General features: G+C 67.2%; 19 protein-coding genes. 12 read left to right on the forward strand and 7 right to left on the reverse strand.

Annotated elements, in window-relative coordinates; genetic code table 11:
* Positions 1 to 14: 14 nt before the first annotated feature.
* From FHT32_RS07130 to FHT32_RS07175, 10 genes are all read left to right on the forward strand, one after another.
* A complete protein-coding gene (locus FHT32_RS07130; RefSeq protein WP_371132141.1) occupies positions 15 to 1,034 on the forward strand; it encodes an ABC transporter permease in 1,020 nt (339 codons plus the stop codon).
* Entirely contained in the window at positions 1,031 to 2,674 is a 1,644-nt protein-coding gene (locus tag FHT32_RS07135) for a dipeptide ABC transporter ATP-binding protein (RefSeq protein WP_176663939.1), read from the forward strand. The genes FHT32_RS07130 and FHT32_RS07135 overlap by 4 nt, the downstream gene beginning before the upstream one ends.
* Before the next feature lie 23 nt (positions 2,675 to 2,697).
* Positions 2,698 to 3,900, forward strand: a complete 1,203-nt coding sequence (locus tag FHT32_RS07140) for a YbfB/YjiJ family MFS transporter (RefSeq protein WP_176663940.1) — start codon at positions 2,698 to 2,700, stop codon at positions 3,898 to 3,900.
* A gap of 200 nt (positions 3,901 to 4,100) precedes the next feature.
* Positions 4,101 to 4,745, forward strand: a complete 645-nt coding sequence (rimP, locus tag FHT32_RS07145; protein WP_176663941.1) for a ribosome maturation factor RimP — start codon at positions 4,101 to 4,103, stop codon at positions 4,743 to 4,745.
* Between the two features lie 16 nt (positions 4,746 to 4,761).
* A complete protein-coding gene (gene nusA / locus FHT32_RS07150) occupies positions 4,762 to 6,255 on the forward strand; it encodes a transcription termination factor NusA (protein ID WP_176663942.1) in 1,494 nt (497 codons plus the stop codon).
* A 24-nt stretch (positions 6,256 to 6,279) separates the two neighbouring features.
* A complete protein-coding gene (gene infB, locus FHT32_RS07155; protein WP_176663943.1) occupies positions 6,280 to 9,249 on the forward strand; it encodes a translation initiation factor IF-2 in 2,970 nt (989 codons plus the stop codon).
* A gap of 82 nt (positions 9,250 to 9,331) precedes the next feature.
* Positions 9,332 to 9,703 carry a 30S ribosome-binding factor RbfA gene (gene rbfA, locus FHT32_RS07160; protein WP_176663944.1) on the forward strand — a complete coding sequence of 124 codons (372 nt, stop codon included), beginning with the start codon at positions 9,332 to 9,334 and terminating at the stop codon, positions 9,701 to 9,703.
* 2 nt (positions 9,704 to 9,705) lie between these two features.
* Positions 9,706 to 10,662, forward strand: a complete 957-nt coding sequence (truB, locus tag FHT32_RS07165) for a tRNA pseudouridine(55) synthase TruB (protein WP_176663945.1) — start codon at positions 9,706 to 9,708, stop codon at positions 10,660 to 10,662.
* A complete protein-coding gene (typA, locus tag FHT32_RS07170; RefSeq protein WP_176663946.1) occupies positions 10,659 to 12,497 on the forward strand; it encodes a translational GTPase TypA in 1,839 nt (612 codons plus the stop codon). Before truB ends, typA begins: the two co-directional genes overlap by 4 nt.
* 43 nt (positions 12,498 to 12,540) lie before the next feature.
* Positions 12,541 to 13,458: a DMT family transporter gene (locus FHT32_RS07175; RefSeq protein ID WP_176663947.1), complete on the forward strand. Its 918-nt coding sequence runs from the start codon at positions 12,541 to 12,543 to the stop codon at positions 13,456 to 13,458.
* Between the two features lie 24 nt (positions 13,459 to 13,482).
* Here FHT32_RS07175 and FHT32_RS07180 read toward each other — a convergent pair whose 3' ends face one another.
* The 6 genes from FHT32_RS07180 to smpB all read right to left on the reverse strand — a co-directional run bounded on the left by FHT32_RS07180 (position 13,483) and on the right by smpB (position 17,919).
* Entirely contained in the window at positions 13,483 to 14,922 is a 1,440-nt protein-coding gene (locus FHT32_RS07180) for a hypothetical protein (protein ID WP_176663948.1), read from the reverse strand.
* Positions 14,923 to 15,076: 154 nt separating this feature from the next.
* The gene (locus FHT32_RS07185; protein ID WP_176663949.1) at positions 15,077 to 15,472 is read right to left on the reverse strand and encodes an ATP-binding protein; all 396 of its coding nucleotides are present in this window, start codon (positions 15,470 to 15,472) and stop codon (positions 15,077 to 15,079) included.
* Positions 15,473 to 15,565: 93 nt separating this feature from the next.
* Complete coding sequence (locus FHT32_RS07190) at positions 15,566 to 16,408, reverse strand: anti-sigma factor (protein WP_176663950.1); 843 nt, start codon at positions 16,406 to 16,408, stop codon at positions 15,566 to 15,568.
* Positions 16,409 to 16,424: 16 nt separating this feature from the next.
* The gene (locus FHT32_RS07195) at positions 16,425 to 16,940 is read right to left on the reverse strand and encodes an RNA polymerase sigma factor (RefSeq protein WP_176663951.1); all 516 of its coding nucleotides are present in this window, start codon (positions 16,938 to 16,940) and stop codon (positions 16,425 to 16,427) included.
* A gap of 33 nt (positions 16,941 to 16,973) precedes the next feature.
* Positions 16,974 to 17,342, reverse strand: a complete 369-nt coding sequence (locus tag FHT32_RS07200) for a hypothetical protein (RefSeq protein ID WP_176663952.1) — start codon at positions 17,340 to 17,342, stop codon at positions 16,974 to 16,976.
* A gap of 100 nt (positions 17,343 to 17,442) precedes the next feature.
* The gene (smpB, locus tag FHT32_RS07205; RefSeq protein WP_176663953.1) at positions 17,443 to 17,919 is read right to left on the reverse strand and encodes an SsrA-binding protein SmpB; all 477 of its coding nucleotides are present in this window, start codon (positions 17,917 to 17,919) and stop codon (positions 17,443 to 17,445) included.
* Positions 17,920 to 17,982: 63 nt separating this feature from the next.
* Between smpB and FHT32_RS07210 the strand changes: the two genes are divergently transcribed.
* Both FHT32_RS07210 and FHT32_RS07215 read left to right on the forward strand, forming a co-directional pair.
* Positions 17,983 to 18,429 (forward strand): type II toxin-antitoxin system RatA family toxin, encoded by a 447-nt coding sequence (locus FHT32_RS07210; RefSeq protein ID WP_176663954.1) that lies wholly within the window; start codon positions 17,983 to 17,985, stop codon positions 18,427 to 18,429.
* Positions 18,430 to 18,434: 5 nt separating this feature from the next.
* Complete coding sequence (locus tag FHT32_RS07215; protein WP_176663955.1) at positions 18,435 to 18,773, forward strand: RnfH family protein; 339 nt, start codon at positions 18,435 to 18,437, stop codon at positions 18,771 to 18,773.
* A gap of 22 nt (positions 18,774 to 18,795) precedes the next feature.
* Here the strand turns inward: FHT32_RS07215 and FHT32_RS07220 are convergent, their stop codons facing one another.
* A complete protein-coding gene (locus FHT32_RS07220) occupies positions 18,796 to 19,329 on the reverse strand; it encodes a DUF4124 domain-containing protein (protein WP_176663956.1) in 534 nt (177 codons plus the stop codon).
* Positions 19,330 to 19,423: the final 94 nt, after the last annotated feature.

Consider the following 19,423-nt stretch of genomic DNA (forward strand, 5'->3'; position numbering starts at 1 on the left):
CGCCAGTCGTGTCCGTGAGCCCGGGCCGGCGCGCCTGGCGGCGTTTTCGCCGCAATCCACTGGGGTTCTGGAGCCTGCTGATCTTCTCGGCCCTGGTGGTGCTGAGCCTCTTCGCCGATGTCCTTTCCACCGACAAGCCACTCGTGGTGCGCTACGAAGGGAAGACCTATTTCCCGGTGCTGCGGGACTACTCCGAGAAAACCTTCGGCGGCGACTTCGAGACGCCGGCCGACTATCTGGATCCGTTCATCGAGCAGCGTCTCAATCAGGGCGACAACTGGGCGATCTACGCACCGAACCGCTACGGCCCGGCCACGCTCAACTATTTCTCGAAGCCACCGAACCCCGCGGCGCCTTCGCAGGAGAACCTGCTCGGCACCGATGAACGGGGGCGCGATCTGCTGGCCCAGTTGATCTACGGCTTTCGCGTGAGCGTACTGTTCGCGCTGGCGCTCACGGTCATCGGGGTTGTGCTGGGCATCGCGACCGGCGCGGTGCAGGGGTTTTTCGGCGGCAAGATCGACCTGACCGTCCAGCGGCTGATCGAGATCTGGGGCGCAATGCCCGAGCTTTACCTGCTGATCATCTTCAGTGCGATCTTCACGCCCAGCGTGGCGCTGCTACTGATCCTGCTGAGCCTGTTCGGCTGGATGGGGCTGTCCGACTATGTGCGCGCCGAGTTCCTGCGCAACCGGCAGATGGATTACGTGCGCGCGGCGAGGGCTTTGGGTGTGGGAAATCTGCAGATCATGTGGCGCCACATCCTGCCCAACAGCATGGTGCCGGTCGTCACCTTCCTGCCGTTTCGCATGAGTGCGGCCATCCTGGCGCTGACCTCGCTCGACTTCCTGGGACTCGGCGTACCCCCGGGCACTCCGTCGCTCGGCGAGCTGCTGAGCCAGGGCAAGGGAAACATCGATGCCTGGTGGATATCTCTGTCTACCTTCGTCGTGCTTGTGGTCACGCTCATGCTGCTGACCTTCATGGGCGACGCCCTGCGCGACGCGCTCGATCCGCGGAAGGCCGACAAGTGACGAGCACCGTACCCAGTCAATCCTTGCTCGACGTGAAGGGCCTGCGCGTCGCCTTCGGCGGCAAGGAGGTCGTGCATGGCATCGACTTCCAGATGGCCGCCGGCGAAAAGCTCGCGCTCGTCGGCGAATCGGGCTCGGGCAAGACGGTCACCGCGCTGTCGCTGTTGCGGCTGGTGCAGAACGCGGACCTGTCCGGCGTGGCACGGCTCTTCGGTGGCGAGCTCGGGAATGGCCGGCAAGGCCCGCGCGACCTGCTGGCGATCCCCGAGCGCGAGCTGCGGGGCATCCGCGGCAAGGAGATCGCCATGATCTTCCAGGAGCCGATGACCGCGCTGAACGCGCTCTACACCGTGGGCGACCAGATCGCCGAGGTGCTCGAACTGCACGAGGGGCTCTCGAAGCGAGAGGCGCAGGCGGCAGCGGTCCAGTTGCTGGCCGACACCGGCATTCCCGAGCCGGCGAGGCGGGCGAGGGCGTTTCCACACCAGCTCTCGGGCGGCCAGCGCCAGCGCGCGATGATCGCCATGGCGCTCGCCTGCAAGCCGCGGCTGCTGCTGGCCGACGAGCCAACCACCGCGCTCGACGTGACCGTGCGTGCGCAGATTCTCGACCTGCTCGCCGACCTGCAGCGCAAGCACGGCATGGCGGTGCTGCTCATCACGCACGACCTGAACCTGGTGCGGCGCTTCGCCGACCGGGTGGTGGTCATGGAGAGCGGCCACATCGTGGAGCACGGCGCGGTGGGATCCGTGTTCGACGCCCCGCAGCATCCCTACACGCGCAAGCTGATCGACAGCCATCCCGAGCGCAACGTGGCGCCCGTCGCGAGCGGCTCTGGTGCGGCGCCGCTGATCGAGGCCAAGGCCCTGCGGGTGGTCTACCCCGTGCCAAAGCCTGGCATCGGCGGCTGGTTCCGCAAGGGCGAGTTCGTCGCGGTGCAGGGGGCCGATTTCCGCATCGCTTCCGGCGAGACGCTGGGCGTGGTCGGCGAATCGGGCTCGGGAAAGTCGACGCTCGCGCTGGCGGCGCTCGGGCTGCTGAAGTACCAGGGCGCACTGACCGTCGCGGGCAAGGGATGGGCGGTCGACCGGGCCTCCGATCTCGCCTTGCGCCGCACGATGCAGGTGGTGTTCCAGGATCCGTTCTCGTCGCTCTCGCCCCGCATGACGGTGGAGCAGATCGTGGGTGAGGGGCTGCGCGTGCATGCGCCCGAGCTCGGCGTCGAGGCGCGCCGGACGCGTGCGCTTGCCGCGCTGGCCGACGTCGGGCTGACGGAGGCACAGTTTCCGGCGCTGCTGGAGCGCTATCCGCACGAGTTCTCGGGTGGGCAGCGGCAGCGGCTGGCGATCGCCCGGGCGCTGATCGTCGATCCCCGGCTGCTGGTACTCGACGAGCCCACCAGCGCGCTCGACGTCACGATCCAGAAGCAGGTGCTGGGGCTGCTGCAGCGCCTGCAGCGCGAGCGCGGCTTGAGCTACCTGCTGATCACGCACGACGTGGAGGTGATCCGGGCGATGGCGCACAACGTCATCGTGATGAAGGACGGGGCCATCCTAGAAACCGGACAGGTCGAGCGCGTGCTCGATGCGCCCGAGCACCCCTACACGAAGAAGCTGGTGGCCGCTGCGCTGCTCGAGTAGAACAACAACGGAGACCGCGAGAAATGTCGGAAATCGGACGCGACCGGCGCGGAGCCTGGCGCGCGGCGCTGGCCTGCATGGTCACTCTGTCTGTGGCCATGGGTCTGGGGCGCTTCGCCTTCACGCCGATGCTGCCCATCATGCTGCACGAGGGAAAGCTGGAGCTCGCAGCGGGCGGGGTGCTGGCCTCGCTCAACTACCTGGGCTACTTTCTTGGCGCGGTGAGCTGCGCGGCCATCGGCATCAAGGCGTCGAGCATGGTGCGCGGCGGACTCGTGGCCACGGCAGCGCTGCTGGTCGGCATGGGACTGCTGCACAGTTTCACGAGCTGGGGTGTGCTGCGCACGGCGGCGGGGGTGATGAGCGCCTGGGTCTTCGTCTTCGCCTCGGGCTGGGGGTTGCGCCGGCTGGCGGAGACGAACGCGCCGACGCTGGCGGGCGTGATCTACACCGGGCCGGGGATCGGCATTGCCATGACCGGGCTGCTCGGCGGCGCGCTCGGGCGCTGGGGGTCGGATGCGGGCTGGATCGGGCTGGGCCTTCTGGCAGTGGTGCTGATCGCCGTGATCTGGCGGGTGTTCGACGATGGTGAGCACGCCCACGCCGCTGGCGGCGCGGCTGCCCCGGCGCCTGCCGCCGCGCCTCGCGTGGCCGGGCCGGCGGACCGCAGCGACGCGATCTGGCTGGTCGCGCTCTACGGGCTGGCTGGCTTCGGCTACATCATCACCGCCACTTTCCTGCCCGTGATCGCCCGCCAGGCGCTGCCCGGATCGTCCTGGCCGGATTTCTTCTGGCCGCTGTTCGGGCTGGCCATCATTCCGGGCGCGCTGATCGGGGCTCGCGCGCCGACGCACTGGGACAACCGGCTGCTCCTGGCCTTTGCCTACGCACTGCAGGCGCTGGGCGTCGTGCTGTCGGTGGCCTGGCCGAGCATTGCCGGATTCGCGCTCGGCAGCCTTCTGCTGGGCATGCCGTTCACCGCCATCACCCTTTTTGCGATGCGGGATGCCCGCCGGCTGCGCGGCAATGCGGCGGCGGGGCTGATCGGCTACGCGACGGCTTCATACGGGGTGGGGCAGATCGTCGGTCCGCTGTTTGCCGCGCCGCTCGCCCAGCGGACGGGGTCTTTCCAGCTGCCGCTGCTGGTCGCGGCGGCGGCATTGGCGCTGGGGGCGGTTCTCTTCGCGCTGGTCTGGTTCAAATCGCGTGGCGCCGCCGGGCAATAGCCGGGCGGGTATTCAAGCGGGTTCGAAAGCCCTTCATTAATTGCACAAATAGCATATAATTCGAGGCTCACGACCAAACGGGCGGGTACCAACCGCCCGTTTTTTTTGGTCCATCCATTCCGGGCTTTCATTCATGGCTATCTGGCATCCGTGGCGGGCGGATGGCAGGGCCGGGCATTTAAAAAGGCACTTTCGAACACGTGGCATTGCAGCAAGTAGTGGAACAAACCGTGGCCGGCCTCGGCTACGACCTGGTCGAGATCGAACGTTCGGCCGGGGGATTGCTGCGCGTGACGATTGATTTGCCCTGGAAAGCCCCCACCTCCGAAGCTGTGGCCGCAGGGCTGCCGGAACCTTTCGTCACGGTCGAGGACTGCGAGAAGGTCACGCGCCAGCTGCAATTCGCGCTCGAGGTCGACGGCGTCGACTACAAGCGGCTCGAAGTGTCCTCGCCGGGTATTGACCGTCCGCTTCGCAATGAGCAGGATTTCGAGCGTTTCGTGGGCGAGGTGATCGACATCACGCTCAAGGCGCCCATGGGCGCCGCAGCGGCTGGCCAGGTGGCGGCCAACCGCAAGAAATTTCGCGGCACGCTGGAGCGGGCCGCACAGGTAGAGGGCGCCGGCGCCCCGGGCTGGCAAATCGTCTGGAGCGATGCGCCCGAGCCCAAGCCGGGTCAAAGAGTGAGCAAGAAGCGCGCGCCCGCAACGCTGCAGGCGCTGGGCTTCGTGCTGGACGAGCTGCGCGAGGCGCGGCTTGCGCCAATTGTGGATTTCAAGGGCCGAAAGGCCAAAACCCAACCGGGTTTTTCGGATATTGACGACGGAACGCAAGTTCCGGACTGACCAGAGGAGTGGTGGCATGAATCGCGAAATGTTGATGTTGGTGGATGCGATCTCGCGCGAGAAGAACGTCGAGCGTGACGTCGTCTTCGGCGCGGTCGAGTCCGCGCTGGCGCAGGCCACCAAGAAGCTCCATCAGGGCGATGTGGACATCCGCGTCTCGGTCGATCGCGACAGCGGCGACTACGAAACCTTCCGCCGCTGGCACGTCGTGCCCGACGAGGCCGGCCTGCAGCTGCCCGACCAGGAAATCCTGCTGTTCGAAGCCAAGGAAGAAATGCCGGACATCGAGGTCGGCGAATACATCGAGGAAGCCGTCGACTCCGTGCCCATCGGCCGTATCGGCGCCATGGCCGCCAAGCAGGTCATCCTGCAGAAGATCCGCGACGCAGAACGCGAGATGCTGCTCAACGACTTCATGTCGCGCGGCGACAAGATCTTCGTGGGCACCGTCAAGCGCCTGGACAAGGGCGACATCATCGTCGAGGCCGGTCGCGTCGAAGGCCGCCTGCGCCGCAGCGAAATGATCGCCAAGGAAAACCTGCGCAATGGCGACCGCGTGCGCGCCATGATCATGGAAGTCGACCTGACGCTGCGCGGCGCGCCGATCATCCTGTCGCGCTCGGCTCCCGAATTCATGATCGAGCTGTTCCGCCAGGAAGTGCCCGAGATCGAGCAGGGCCTGCTCGAGATCAAGAGCTGCGCCCGCGACCCCGGCTCGCGCGCCAAGATCGCCGTGCTCTCGCACGACAAGCGCGTCGACCCGATCGGCACCTGCGTCGGCGTGCGCGGCACGCGCGTCAACGCCGTGACCAACGAACTCGCCGGCGAGCGCGTGGACATCGTCCTATGGAGCGAAGACCCCGCCCAGTTCGTGATCGGCGCGCTGGCCCCGGCCAACGTGTCCTCCATCGTGGTCGACGAAGAGAAGCACGCCATGGACGTGGTGGTCGACGAGGAAAACCTCGCCATCGCCATCGGCCGCGGCGGCCAGAACGTGCGCCTGGCTTCCGACCTCACCGGCTGGAAGATCAACATCATGGACGCCAACGAGTCGGCCCAGAAGCAGGCGAGCGAAACCGACGCCAGCCGCAAGCTGTTCATGGAGAAGCTCGACGTCGACGAGGAAATCGCCGACATCCTCATTTCGGAAGGCTTCAACAGCCTCGAGGAAGTGGCCTACGTGCCCATCTCCGAAATGCTGGAGATCGAGGCCTTCGACGAAGACACCATCAACGAGCTGCGTGCGCGCGCCAAGGATGCGCTGCTGACCATGGAGATCGCCAAGGAAGAGGGCGTCGAGGCCCAGTCGTCGGTGTCGCAGGACCTGCGCGACCTCGATGGCCTGAACCCCGAGCTGATTCCCAAGCTGCACGAAGCGGGCGTGAATACCCGTGACGACCTTGCCGACCTCGCGGTCGATGAACTCACCGAGATCACCGGCCAGAGCGCCGATGACGCCAAAGCCCTCATCTTGAAGGCCCGCGAACATTGGTTCGCCGGCCAAGAGTGATGGTCATGGAGGCACGAAACCAATATGTCCAGTACCACTGTCGCCGAGTTCGCGAACGAGCTCAAGAAGACTCCCGAAACCTTGCTTGACCAGCTCAAGAGCGCAGGCGTGCCCAAGGCGGCCGTCACCGATGCACTCACCGAGGCCGACAAGCAGCGCCTGCTCGGCCACCTGAAGGCCAGCCACGGCACTGTCGAGCCCGAGCGCAAGAAGATCACGCTGACCAAGAAGTCGACCAGCGAGATCAAGCAGGCCGACTCCACCGGTCGCGCCCGCACCATCCAGGTCGAGGTGCGCAAGAAGCGCACCTTCATCCAGCGCGACGACGGCCACCTGGCCGCGACCGAACCCGCGCAGCAGGCGGCCGAGGCTCCGGCTGCCGCTCCCGCCGCGCCCCGCATCGACGAGGCCGAACTGGCCCGCCGCGAGGAAGAGGCGCGCCGCCAGGCCGAGCTGATCCGTCGCCAGGAAGAAGAACTGGCCGAGAAGCGTCGCCAGCGCGAGGAAGCCGAAGCCCGCGAGCGCGAGCAGGCCGAGAAGGCTGAAAAGGCCGAGCAGGAAGCCGCCCGCGCCGCCGCCGAAGCCGCCGAGAAGAAGGCTGCCGCCGCGGCAGCCGCTGCTGCCGTCGCAAAGCCGGTAGCCGCCGCTCCGGCGCCCGCTGCTGCGGCCGCCGCCGTCGATCAGAAGGCCGCCGAGCAGAAGGCTGCAGAAGACAGCAAGCTCGCCGCCCAGGCCGCCGCTGCACAGGCCAAGGAAGACGCGAAGGCCAAGGCCGCCGCCGAATCGAAGGCCCGCGCCGAAGAAGAGGCTGCCCGTGCCCGCGATCTCGACGAGCGTCGCCGCAAGGCCCTCGCCGAGGCGGAGGCCATCCGCGCCATGATGAACGCACCGGCCCGCGTGCTGGTGCCGCACAAGGCGCCCGAGAAGCCGCAGGCCGAGAAGGCCGGCGTCAAGGGCACGCTGCACAAGCCGACCGCTCCGGCGGCGCGTGCCGGTGCGCCCGCTGCCCCGGGCGCAGCGGCCGCGCCCGCTGCCCCGGGCAGCGGCAAGGAAGTCAAGTCCGCGAAGCTCTCGTCGAGCTGGGCTGGCGATCCTGCCAAGAAGAAGGAAATCAAGACCCGCGGCGACGCCAGCGGCGGTGTCGGTCGCGGCAACTGGCGCGGAGGCCCGCGCGGCCGCCGCGGCAACGACCGTGGCCATGAAGAACAGCACGTGCCGGCCGCACCGGTCGAGGCACGCGTGCTCGAAGTGCACGTGCCCGAGACCATCACCGTGGCCGAACTGGCGCACAAGATGTCCGTCAAGGCGCAGGAAGTCATCAAACAGCTGATGAAGCTGGGCCAGATGGCGACCATCAACCAGTCGCTCGACCAGGACACCGCCATGATCCTGGTGGAGGAAATGGGCCACAACGCGGTGGTTGCCGCGCTGGACGACCCCGAAGCCTTCACCGACGAGGACGTGTCGGCGCAGATCGCCGAGGCGCTGCCGCGCGCTCCGGTCGTGACCGTCATGGGTCACGTCGACCACGGCAAGACCTCGCTGCTGGACTACATCCGCCGCGCCAAGGTCGCTGCGGGCGAAGCCGGCGGCATCACGCAGCACATCGGTGCCTACCACGTGGAAACCGAGCGCGGCATGGTGTCCTTCCTCGACACCCCGGGTCACGAGGCCTTCACGGCCATGCGTGCCCGCGGTGCGCAGGCCACCGACATCGTGATCCTTGTGGTGGCGGCCGACGACGGCGTCATGCCCCAGACCAAGGAAGCCATCAAGCACGCGAAGGCGGCTGGTGTGCCGATCGTGGTGGCGATCAACAAGATCGACAAGCCCGATGCCAACCTGGACCGCGTGAAGCAGGAACTGGTGGCCGAGGAGGTCGTGCCCGAGGAGTACGGCGGCGACGTCCCGTTCGTTGGCGTGTCGGCCAAGACCGGCCAGGGCATCGACGACCTGCTCGAGCAGGTGCTGCTGCAGGCCGAAGTGCTGGAACTCAAGGCGCCGGTGGATGCCGCCGCCAAGGGCCTGGTCATCGAAGCCCAGCTCGACAAGGGCCGCGGCCCGGTCGCCACTGTGCTGGTTCAGTCCGGTACGCTCAAGACCGGCGACGTGGTGCTGGCAGGCTCGACCTACGGCCGCGTGCGCGCCATGCTGGACGAGGACGGCAAGCCGACCAAGTCCGCGGGTCCGTCGATCCCGGTCGAGATCCAGGGCCTGACCGAAGTGCCGCAGGCCGGCGACGAGTTCATGGTGATGGGCGACGAGCGCCGTGCGCGCGAAATCGCGACCTACCGTGCCGGCAAGTTCCGCAACACCAAGCTGGCGAAGGCCCAGGCCGCGAACCTGCAGAACATGTTCACCGACCTGTCGGCGGGCGAAGTCCAGACGCTGCGCATCATCATCAAGGCCGACGTGCAGGGCTCGCAGGAAGCACTGGCCCAGTCGCTGCTCAAGCTGGCGACCGACGAGGTCAAGGTGCAGATCGTGTATGCCGGCGTGGGTGGTATCAGCGAAAGCGACATCAACCTGGCCATCGCCTCGAAGGCGGTCGTGATCGGCTTCAACGTGCGTGCCGATGCCGGTGCGCGCAAGCTGGCCGAAGGCAACGGCGTGCAGCTGAACTACTACAGCATCATTTACGACGCCGTGGACGAGATCAAGGTCGCGATGTCGGGCATGCTGGCGCCGGAGCGCCGCGAGGAAATCATCGGCTCGGCCGAGATCCGCACGGTGTTCGTGGCCTCGAAGATCGGTACGGTCGCGGGTTCGTACATCACCTCGGGTTCTGTCAACCGCAGTGCGCATTTCCGCCTGCTGCGCGACAACGTGGTGATCTACACCGGCGAGATCGACTCGCTCAAGCGTCTGAAGGACGACGTGCGCGAAGTCCGCGAAGGTTTCGAGTGCGGTATCAAGCTCAAGAACTTCAACGACATCAAGGAAGGCGACCAGCTCGAATTCTTCGAGATCAAGGAGATCGCGCGTACGCTGTAAGGCACATCGCGATATCGGGCTCGCTGCCACCTTGCGGCGGCTTGCACTGAGCCCGATCTCGCGACGCTAGTGATCGATCCAAATGCCTAAGAAAAAAGCAGCCGCCCCCAACCGCGCCTTCAAGGTCGCCGATCAGATCCAGCGTGATCTGACGGAGCTGATCGCGCGCGAGTTGAAGGACCCGCGCGTGGGCATGGTCACGCTCCAGGCCGTCGAGGTCACGCCCGACTACGCGCATGCCAAGGTCTTCTTCAGCCTGCTCACCGGCGACGTGGAAGAGACGACCGAGGCGCTGAACCAGGCCGCGGGCTTCCTGCGCAACGGCCTGTTCAAGCGCCTTCACATCCACACCGTGCCGACGCTGCACTTCGTGTTCGACCGCACCACCGAGCGTGCGGCCGACATGAACGCGCTCATCGCACAAGCCGTCGCTTCGCGTTCGAAAGACGACTAGCCATGAACGCGCCACGCACAAGGGTGCAGCGGCGCCCTGTGCATGGGGTGTTGCTGCTCGACAAACCGCTGGGGTTCTCCAGCAACCAGGCCTTGCAGAAGGCCAAGTGGCTGCTGCGCGCCGAAAAGGCGGGCCATACCGGCACGCTCGATCCGCTGGCGACCGGCGTCCTGCCGTTGTGCTTTGGCGCCGCCACCAAGTTCAGCCAACTGCACCTGGACGCTGACAAGACCTACGTGGCCACGGCGCGCCTTGGCGTGAAGACGTCGACCGGCGATGCCGAGGGCGAGGTGATTTCCGAACGCCCGGTCCATGTCACGCCCGAAGACCTCGCACGCGCCGAGGCGCAGTTCGCCGGCCCGATCCGCCAGGTGCCGCCGATGCACAGCGCGCTCAAGAAGGACGGCAAGGCGCTGTACGAGTACGCCCGCGAAGGCGTGGAGGTCGAACGGGCGCCGCGCGACGTGGTGATCCACAAGCTCGAGATCCGGGCGATCGACGATGCCACCATCCGCATCTTTGCCTCCGTCAGCAAGGGCACCTACATTCGCACCCTGGGTGAGGACATCGGCGAGGCGCTCGGCTGCGGCGCACACCTGACCTCGTTGCGGCGCGTCGCCACCGGCGGCTTTACCGAGGCCCAGTGCGTCACCATCGAGGCGCTGGAGGCCATGGACGAGGAAGAGCGCCTCGCGCAGCTCCTGCCGGCCGAGGCGCTCGTGGGCGGCCACAGCCGCGTCACGCTGGGCACGGAAGATGCGGCACGTTTTCTTTCCGGCCTGCGCCGCCGCGGGGCCTGGACCGATGCGGACGAGGTTGCCGTCTTCGGCACCCACCCGCCGGCCTTTCTCGGCACGGCCCACGTCAAGGCCGGCGAACTCATTCCGGGGCGCTTGCTGAACCCCATCGAAATCCAGCAAATTCTTTTGAACGCACAACAGACCGAAGCGACACCATGAGTACCAAGCAAATCCGCAATATCGCCATCATTGCCCACGTTGACCATGGCAAGACCACGATGGTCGACCAGTTGCTGCGCCAGTCGGGCACCTTCGCCGAGCACGAAAAAGTGGTCGACACCGTGATGGACAACAACGCGATCGAAAAGGAACGCGGCATCACCATCCTGGCCAAGAACTGCGCCGTGAGCTGGAAGGGCACGCACATCAACATCGTCGACACCCCCGGCCACGCGGACTTCGGCGGCGAGGTGGAGCGCGCTCTCTCGATGGTCGACGGCGTGCTGCTGCTCATCGACGCCCAGGAAGGCCCGATGCCGCAGACCCGCTTCGTGACCAAGAAGGCGCTGGCGCTGGGCCTGAAGCCCATCGTCGTGGTCAACAAGGTCGACAAGCCGGGCGCGAACCCCGACAAGGTGGTCAACGCCGCCTTCGACCTGTTCGACAAGCTGGGCGCGACCGACGAGCAGCTCGACTTCCCGGTGGTGTACGCCTCGGGCATCAACGGCTGGTCCTCGCTGGAAGAGGGTGCGCAGGGCGAGCAGTGGGGCCCCGACATGTCGGCCCTGTTCGACACCATCCTGAAGCACGTTCCTTCGCAGAAGGGCGACCCGTCCGCGCCGCTGCAGCTGCAGATTTCCGCACTCGACTTCTCGACCTTCGTCGGCCGCATCGGCGTGGGCCGCATCAGCCAGGGCACGCTCAAGCCCATGATGGACGTGCTGGTCATGGAAGGCCCTGACGGCAAGACCCTCAAGGGCCGCGTGAACCAGGTGCTGACCTTCCAGGGCCTGGACCGCGTGCAGGCCACCGAAGCAGGCCCCGGCGAAATCGTGCTGATCAACGGCATTGCCGACATCGGCATCGGCGTGACCGTCACCGACCCGGCCAACCCGGCGCCGCTGCCGATGCTGAAGGTCGACGAGCCCACGCTGACGATGAATTTCTGCGTCAACACCAGCCCCCTGGCTGGCCGCGAAGGCAAGTTCGTCACCAGCCGCCAGATCTGGGACCGCCTGCAGAAGGAACTGCAGCACAACGTCGCGCTGCGCGTGAACGAGACCAGCGAGGAAGGCGTGTTCGAAGTGATGGGCCGCGGTGAACTGCACCTGACCATCCTGCTGGAGAACATGCGCCGCGAAGGCTACGAAATGGCCGTGTCGAAGCCGCGCGTGGTGTTCCGCGAAATCAACGGCGAGCGCCACGAGCCTATCGAGCTCGTGACGGCCGACATCGAGGAAGGCCACCAGGGCGGCGTGATGCAAGCACTGGGCGAGCGCAAGGGCGAGCTGGTCAACATGGAACCGGACGGCCGTGGCCGCGTGCGCCTCGAATACCGCATTCCGGCGCGCGGCCTGATCGGCTTCACGAACGAATTCCTGAACCTGACGCGCGGCTCGGGCCTCATCAGCAACATCTTCGACAGCTACGAGCCGCACAAGGGCGACATCGGCGGCCGCAAGAACGGCGTGCTGATCTCCATGGACGACGGTGAAATCTTCACCTACGCGCTGGGCAAGCTGGACGACCGCGGCCGCATGTTCGTGAAGGCGAACGACCCGGTGTACGAGGGCATGATCGTCGGCATCCACAGCCGCGACAACGACCTGGTGGTGAACGCCACGCGCACCAAGCAGCTGACGAACTTCCGCGTCTCGGGCAAGGAAGACGCGATCAAGATCACGCCCCCGATCGAACTCACGCTCGAATACGGCGTGGAATTCATCGAGGACGACGAGCTGGTCGAGATCACGCCCAAGAGCGTGCGCCTGCGCAAGCGCTTCCTGAAGGAACACGAGCGCAAGCGCGCCAGCCGCGACCTGATGCAGGGCTGATCGGGCGGCCGCCACCGAGGCACCGTTCTTTTCTTCTCCTTCAATGCGCCTGACGCACGGCGGCGCCGTCTGGCTGATGGTCGTCGTGACCCTGATGTGGGGCACGGCGGGCGTCGTCACGCGGCATCTGGCGCAGGCGCACAGCTTCGAGATCACCTTCTGGCGCAGCCTCTTCACGACGCTGGCGCTGCTGGTGATCCTTCCGCTGTGGCGCGGACGCGCCGTGTTCTCCCAATTGCGCCGCGGCGGGCGCGAAATCTGGATTTCCGGCGTGTGCTGGGCCGTGATGTTCACGGCCTTCATGGTCGCGCTCACGCTGGCTTCGACGGCCAGCGTGCTCGTCACCATGTCGCTCGGGCCGCTGTTCACCGCGCTGGCGGCGCGCTTCTTCATCGGGCACAGGCTGCCCGCGCGCACCTGGCTGGCCATCGTGGTCGCGGGGGCGGGCATCGGCTGGATGTACGGCACCCAGTTGGTGCAGGGCGGAGGCGGGTCGCTGGCGGGAACGCTGCTCGCGCTGTGCGTGCCGCTGGCCGGCGCTGCCAACTGGACCGTGGTGCAGCATGCGCAGGCCAGGGGCCACAGGATCGACCTCGTGCCGGCGGTGCTCATCGGCGCGGTGATCACCGTGCTCTTCACGTTACCGCTTGCCTGGCCGTTCCAGGCCGGCGCGCGCGATCTTGGGCTGCTGGCCTTCCTGGGCGTGTTCCAGCTGGCCATTCCCTGCGTGCTATCGGTGCTGTGCGCGCAGGTGCTGAAGGCGCCCGAGGTTGCACTGCTGGCGCTGCTGGAGGTGATCTTCGGCATCGCGCTGGCCTGGATCGGCGCCGGCGAGCAGCCTGCGCCGAGCGTGTTGGCCGGGGGCGCACTGGTCATCGGTGCGCTGGTGTTCAACGAATTGCTGGCGCTGCGTGGGCGGCGCACCTCGGCGGCCGACACTGCGGTGCCGGGCGCGCACTGACGTGCTGAAGTCTGGCGCGCCGAGCTACTGCTGGATGCTCGTGTCCGGTGCGCCCGTGCCAGCCATGCCGGCCATGCCAGCCATACGGGCCTCGAGCACCCTGCGCATGAAGGTCTGCGCGAAATCGTCGCCGACGCGCCAGTTGCCGTTGTCCTCCACGAACGTGAATTCGCCTCTCACCGGCAGCGAGCCGTCGCCGCCGGTAAGGGCTCCCAGCAGGCTGTCGTTGTATTCGACGACCAGCGGGCAGGCGTGGCCCGTGCCGTCCTCGAGCTTTCGGCAGGGGCCCGTGGGTTCGATCTCGGCGATCTCGCGCGAGCGGTTCGGGTCCTTGCGTACCAGGCCCGGCTCGGTGCGCGGGCGCATGCGGGCGGCCGAGGCGGCCCGGGCCGCTCCGAGCGGGGCAGCGCCTTCGCGGAATGCCTTCTCCATCGCCATGCGGCCGATGGGCTCGGCGTTGTAGAGCGGCCTGCCGTCGGCATCGAGGTTGCCGAAGCGGGCCTGGACGATGGCCACGTCCGCGCCGCGGACCACCATCTCGTCGCCCTTGGCTTCCGTGGGACCGATGGTGTAGGCCATCGGCTCCTTGCTGTCGCCTTGCGTCATGACCGCCATGCAGCCGCGCACGCGCTCCGGCTTGAGATAGCCGACCTCGCGCAGGCTGCTCACGGATGGCGTCTCGATCACGGCGCCGCCGTTCGGGTCGAGGCGGCGCATGCGCACGTCCATGCTCACGCGGCGCATCAGGCTGTCGAGCGTCTTGCGCGTGGATGCAGCGTCGCAGGCCGGCACGCTCGCCGGGGCGAACGCATACCAGCCGATGCCGCCGCCGATCACCGCCACGGTCGCCAGGAATTTCCACGCGCCGATGCGCCGGCTGCGCTGCGCACGCGCCTGCCACGCCCTGGCGGCTTGCTCGTCGGCTTCGACCAGGGCTTGTGCCTCGGCCACGATGCGGGCGCGCTCGACGGCCGTGGCTAAGGCCGGCTCGGCCGCGACCTGGGCACGCAGGGCCTCGAAGCCTTCTTTTTCGAGCGGGCCCTCGGTTGCAAGCCAGGCCAGCGTGGCCACGGGGGAGGCGGCAACGCTGCCCACGACCGGTGTTTCGGCCAGCGCCATGTCGCGCGTCTCGGCATCGATCAGGGCGTCCTTGAAGAGCGCGTCGATGGCCTCGTGCGTGATGCCCTGCTCGGCCAGTTCGACGAGATCGTCGGCATCGATGGCGGTGTCGGCCGCGTCGTCCGCATGAGGGGCGTCGTCGGCGATGCTGTCGAGCGCTGCGTTCTGCTCGTCCTCGGTCATCAGCCCCCGCACGCGCATCCATGCCAGCGCGTGGGCCGGGCTCGGCAGCGGCGGAAAGGAGGATGCCTCGGGGTGCGCACGTGCGGCGTCGTGCTGTGCGTCGGTGATGAGGCCCTGGGTCAGCAGGGCGAGGAACGCGTCCGGGTTGGCGTCTGGCGTCATGCGGGGGATTCTGCCGTGGGCGGTGCCGTTGCCGTACCGGGGAAACCGGCAGGAGCATCAGGGAAGGGCTGGAATGGCAGCAAAGGGCGGAAAAGAAAAAACGCCGGCGGGTGCCGGCGTTTCGGAGTCTTCAGGTCCGCAGACGATCAAGGGATCAGGGACGGGCGAGCTTCCAGGCGCCGTTGGCGAAGCCGTCGCCGGTCTTGTCGCCGGGCTTGGCGTCCTTGGCCCAGTAGTACAGCGGCCAGCCCTTGTAGGCCCATTGGCGCTTGCCGTCTTCGCGGATGATGATGGTGTAGCCGCCCATGGGCTTGGCTGCGTCCGCCACGCCGAGCGGGGGCCAGTTGGCAGCGCATTGGCCGTTGCAGGCCGAGGTGCCGGCACCGGCGGTGTCCTTGGCGAAGGTGTACAGCGTCATGCCGTTCGGTCCGACCAGCACGCCGTCGGCGGTGCGGGTGGGCGTGTCGGGTGCGCTTGCGGTCTTGTTGGACATGCTGCCGCAGCCGGCAAGCAGGGCCGCCGCGAGGATCGAGGCGCTGAGCAATTTCATGCAGTTTCTCCTTCGGTTGAAAAATCGCGAAAACCTTGCCGGCGGCTGGATGCCGGCCAGGGTGATTGCGCGAACAGGCAGTTTATGCGGTCGCTACGACAAATCGCGGTAGGCGAGCGTCGCGAGTTTGAGCAAAAGGTCGCGCGGCAGCTTGCCGGCGATGGCGTAGCCGAATCCCTGGTCCACCCAGTAGAAGCTCGGCACGGGACCTTCGGAGGCGAAGCGGAAGGCCGTTTCGTTGGCCGAAGGCGCCGTCTTCGAGGCCCCGGCGGCGCGGGCGTCGAGGGTGCCGATGTAGAGCGTCACGCGCTCGCCGGCGGCGTCCTCGAACATGAACTGCGCGCGCGCGCCGGTCTCGCCGGGCAGCAGGCGTCCACCGACCAGCGTGTAGCCCAGGCTGGAGAGGTCGGGCACCTTCAGCGGACGGTCCAGGCGCCTGGAGAGCCACTGCACCAGGTGCTGCTGCTCGGACGCGGCCACTTCCACGGGATGCCTTTTCTCGGGCGTGTAGACGACGTGCGCGATCGACGCGTCGTGCACGAACTCGCGCACGGCAGGCGCACGGGCAAGCTGGGTGCCGGCGCTCGGCGCGGATCGCTGGGCCCATTGCGCATTCCCGAGCCACCCGGCGGCGAAGGCGACCAGCAGGCCGGCCGCCAGGCCGCCCCAGCGCATCCACGAGCTGCGTTGCTGCGTCCGGCGTGGCTGGCGGCGGTCGAGTGCGCCCAGCAGCGGCGTTGGGATAGGGCCGTCGAGCAGCTCGCCGTGCAGCCGGCGCAGCGAGTCGCGCTGCGTGTGCCAGGCCGCGACCCTGGCGGCAATTTCGGGATCGCGCGCGATCGCTTCCTCGACCGCGTCATGGCGATCCGGAGGCAGCTGGCCGTCGACCCAGGCGTGCAGTTCGTCGTCGGTAGGGGGTGGGGCAGGGCGCTTCATGATGCTGCGGCGGTTTTCACTTGAGGCGGCGCAGGCCGGGGCGAACGGCGGGCGATGCGCCGTCCATCAGTTCCTGCAGCCGCACGCGGGCACGCGACAGGCGCGACATCACCGTGCCGACCGGAACGCCGAGCACCCTGGCGACTTCGGCATACGACAGGTCTTCGAGCGTCACCAGCAGCAGCACGGCGCGCTGCTCTTCGGGCAACTGCATGAGACAGCGCTGCAGGTCGATGCCGGCGCCCTGGTCGCGGCCCGAGTCGGCGATGCCCTGCACCTCCTGGGCTACCTCGTCGAGCGGAACCACGGCGTGGGGTGCAGGCGTGCGGCGCACCTGGCTCGCGAAGATGTTGTGCATGACGGTGAAGAGCCACGCCCGCAGGTCGCTGCCCACCACCCACAGGCGCCACTTGCTGCAGGCGCGCTCCAGCGTGTCCTGCACCAGGTCGTCCGCCGCCCACGCGTTGCCCGTGAGCGCCCGCGCATAGCGGCGCAGGCTCGGGATGTGTTCGATCAGCAGGCGGGCGTCCATGGGGCGAAGGGCGAAGGGGGAAAGGCCGGCGGATCAGGGCTTGGCGGTCTTCCAGGTGCCGTTGACGCCGTCGCCGGTCTTGTCGCCGGGCTTGATGTCCTTGGCCCAGTAGTACAGCGGCCAGCCCTTGGCGGCCCATTGCTTCTTGCCGTCGTCGCGCGTGACGATGGTGAAGTCGCCGCCGGGCTTGTCGCCGTCGGCCGCCATGAAGGGCGGCCAGTTGGTGGCGCAGGCGCCGTTGCAAACCGACTTGCCGCTGCCGGCGGTGTCCTTGTCGAATGTGTAGAGCGTCATGCCGTTCGGCCCCACGAGGGCGCCGTCGGCGGGCTTGGGCTGGGCGAAGGCGGGAAGCGCGAGAACGGCGCTCAGCAGGACGGCGGAAGATGCGCGGAAAGGCGACATGGAAGAACTCCTTGTTGGTGGCGCCACCGGGGCTTCCGGTGACAACCGCACAAACGCCCGCGGCGCGGCTTTTATTCCATCGCCCGCAAAAAAAGATTCTTCAGCGGTTGCGGCTCTTCATCGCACGCTCGACCTCGCGCTTGCCTTCGCGATCCTTGATGGTGTCGCGCTTGTCGTGTTCGGCCTTGCCCTTGGCCAGCGCGATCTCGCACTTCACCTTGCCGGCCTTCCAGTGCAGGTTGAGCGGCACCAGCGTGTAGCCCTTCTGCTCGACCTTGCCAATCAGGCGGCGGATCTCGTCCTTCTTCAGCAGCAGCTTCTTGGTGCGGACCGAGTCGGGGTTGACGTGCGTGGAAGCGCTCTTGAGCGGATTGATCTGGCAGCCCAGCACGAAAAGCTCGCCGTTGCGGATCACCACGTAGCCGTCGGTGAGCTGCACCTTGCCTTCGCGCAGAGACTTGACTTCCCAGCCTTCGAGGACCATGCCGGCCTCGAAGCGCTCTTCGAAGAAATAGTTGTACGCGGCCTTCTTGTTGTCGGCGATGCGGGAGGAGGTATCTTGTTTCTTGGTGGCCATGACTCGGGAATATGGGGGCTGCATGGCTTCAATACAATCCGTCGCGCACGCTGTGCCGATTCTATGAAAACAGTCAACAAGTCCGTCCTCATCTGGTACAGCGCCGAAGAGATGTATGCGCTGGTCACCGACGTGGCCAAATATCCGCAGTTCCTTCCGTGGTGCGACAAGTCCCGCGTCATCGAGGAGGACGAGGCCGGCATGACGGCCGAAGTCGGCCTCGCTTTCGCCGGGCTGCACCAGAGCTTCACCACCCGCAACACCCATGTTCCGGGGCGCGAGGTGCAGCTGAAGCTGGTTGACGGCCCGTTCTCCAACCTCGACGGCAAGTGGAAATTCACGCCCGTGGGAGAAGAGGGCGAACGCGCCTGCCGCGTCGAGCTGCATCTGAGCTATGGCTTCAGCAACTTCGCCCTGCAGGCGCTCGTGGGCCCCGTGTTCGACACCATCGCTTCCAGCCTGGTCGAGGCCTTCGTCAAGCGCGCCGAGCACGTCTACGGTTCGCCCTGATCCCGATGACCATCGAGGTCACGCTGAGTTGCTCCCCCGCGGCACGCGAGGTGTTCGAGCAGGTGCTGCATCTCCCGGCTGACGCGACGCTGGCCGACGCCGTCCGGGCCAGCGATCTTTCGCAACGTTTCCCGGAACTGGATTGGCGCCATGCCATGACGCCGGGCATCTGGGGCAAGGCCGTCGAGTGGGATCAGGCGTTGAAGGACGGCGACCGTGTCGAGCTGTGCCGGCCGCTCAAGGTTGATCCGAAGGTGGCGCGCCGGGAGCGCTTCCAGCGGCAGGGCGCCAGGGGAACCGGCCTGTTCGCCAACCGCCGCAAGGGCGGCAAGGCCGGCTACTGAGTGGAGAGCGGCTGGCTGCTTGCTACTTGCAGTCGCTGCTGATGACGTCCTGAATGCGCTTCTGCTCGGCAGCGCGGGCGGCGTCGTCCATGATTTCGCGCTCGCCCTTGGCATTGACCCGCGCGAGGCGGATGCCGCTGTCGACCGTGGCCTTGCTCTGGCGGGCGAGGGCGCAGTTGTCGGCCTTCGCCTTTGCGACCTTGGCTTGCTCCTCGGCCTGCTTGGCCTTCTGTTCGGCTTCGGCCTTCTTGGTCTTTTCCTCGAGCTCCTTGTCGACGCCGGTGGGCTTCGGGGCTGCGGCAGCCTTCGGCGCGGCAGCGGGGGCGTCGGCGGTGCCTTCCGCGGCGGGCGGAGCGTCGACGTTCGGATTGGCGGTGGAACGCGCCGCCGGCGGCGGGCCCACGCGGCGCAGGATGTTCTTCTCGGGCACGTCGGGCGGCGGAGCTCGGTCGCTGTAGACCTTCTTGCCGTTCTTGTCGATCCATTGCCATTGAGCGCTCGCCGAAAGCGGCAGCGCAACGACACATCCCAGTACCAGCCAGTGCACGAATTTCATCCCTGAAGTTTAGCCGGGCCTTACTTTTTGCAACATCCGGGTTCGGTGCTTTTGCAACGCTGAAATTGCCCCGGGCCGGCAAACCGGCCGGAGG

Origin of the sequence: Variovorax sp. SG517 (genome assembly GCF_013376045.1) — a bacterium.
Taxonomy (GTDB): domain Bacteria; phylum Pseudomonadota; class Gammaproteobacteria; order Burkholderiales; family Burkholderiaceae_C; genus Variovorax.

What these genes read in the sequence shown, in the direction of transcription:
- FHT32_RS07140 (WP_176663940.1), top strand. Translation starts at nt 2,698, where the DNA reads ATGTCGGAAATCGGACGCGACCGGCGCGGAGCCTGGCGCGCGGCGCTG.
- nusA (WP_176663942.1), top strand. Translation starts at nt 4,762, where the DNA reads ATGAATCGCGAAATGTTGATGTTGGTGGATGCGATCTCGCGCGAGAAG.
- infB (WP_176663943.1), top strand. Translation starts at nt 6,280, where the DNA reads ATGTCCAGTACCACTGTCGCCGAGTTCGCGAACGAGCTCAAGAAGACT.
- rbfA (WP_176663944.1), top strand. Translation starts at nt 9,332, where the DNA reads ATGCCTAAGAAAAAAGCAGCCGCCCCCAACCGCGCCTTCAAGGTCGCC.
- truB (WP_176663945.1), top strand. Translation starts at nt 9,706, where the DNA reads ATGAACGCGCCACGCACAAGGGTGCAGCGGCGCCCTGTGCATGGGGTG.
- typA (WP_176663946.1), top strand. Translation starts at nt 10,659, where the DNA reads ATGAGTACCAAGCAAATCCGCAATATCGCCATCATTGCCCACGTTGAC.
- FHT32_RS07175 (WP_176663947.1), top strand. Translation starts at nt 12,541, where the DNA reads ATGCGCCTGACGCACGGCGGCGCCGTCTGGCTGATGGTCGTCGTGACC.
- FHT32_RS07180 (WP_176663948.1), bottom strand. Translation starts at nt 14,922, where the DNA reads ATGACGCCAGACGCCAACCCGGACGCGTTCCTCGCCCTGCTGACCCAG.
- FHT32_RS07185 (WP_176663949.1), bottom strand. Translation starts at nt 15,472, where the DNA reads ATGAAATTGCTCAGCGCCTCGATCCTCGCGGCGGCCCTGCTTGCCGGC.
- FHT32_RS07190 (WP_176663950.1), bottom strand. Translation starts at nt 16,408, where the DNA reads ATGAAGCGCCCTGCCCCACCCCCTACCGACGACGAACTGCACGCCTGG.
- FHT32_RS07195 (WP_176663951.1), bottom strand. Translation starts at nt 16,940, where the DNA reads ATGGACGCCCGCCTGCTGATCGAACACATCCCGAGCCTGCGCCGCTAT.
- FHT32_RS07200 (WP_176663952.1), bottom strand. Translation starts at nt 17,342, where the DNA reads ATGTCGCCTTTCCGCGCATCTTCCGCCGTCCTGCTGAGCGCCGTTCTC.
- smpB (WP_176663953.1), bottom strand. Translation starts at nt 17,919, where the DNA reads ATGGCCACCAAGAAACAAGATACCTCCTCCCGCATCGCCGACAACAAG.
- FHT32_RS07210 (WP_176663954.1), top strand. Translation starts at nt 17,983, where the DNA reads ATGAAAACAGTCAACAAGTCCGTCCTCATCTGGTACAGCGCCGAAGAG.
- FHT32_RS07215 (WP_176663955.1), top strand. Translation starts at nt 18,435, where the DNA reads ATGACCATCGAGGTCACGCTGAGTTGCTCCCCCGCGGCACGCGAGGTG.
- FHT32_RS07220 (WP_176663956.1), bottom strand. Translation starts at nt 19,329, where the DNA reads ATGAAATTCGTGCACTGGCTGGTACTGGGATGTGTCGTTGCGCTGCCG.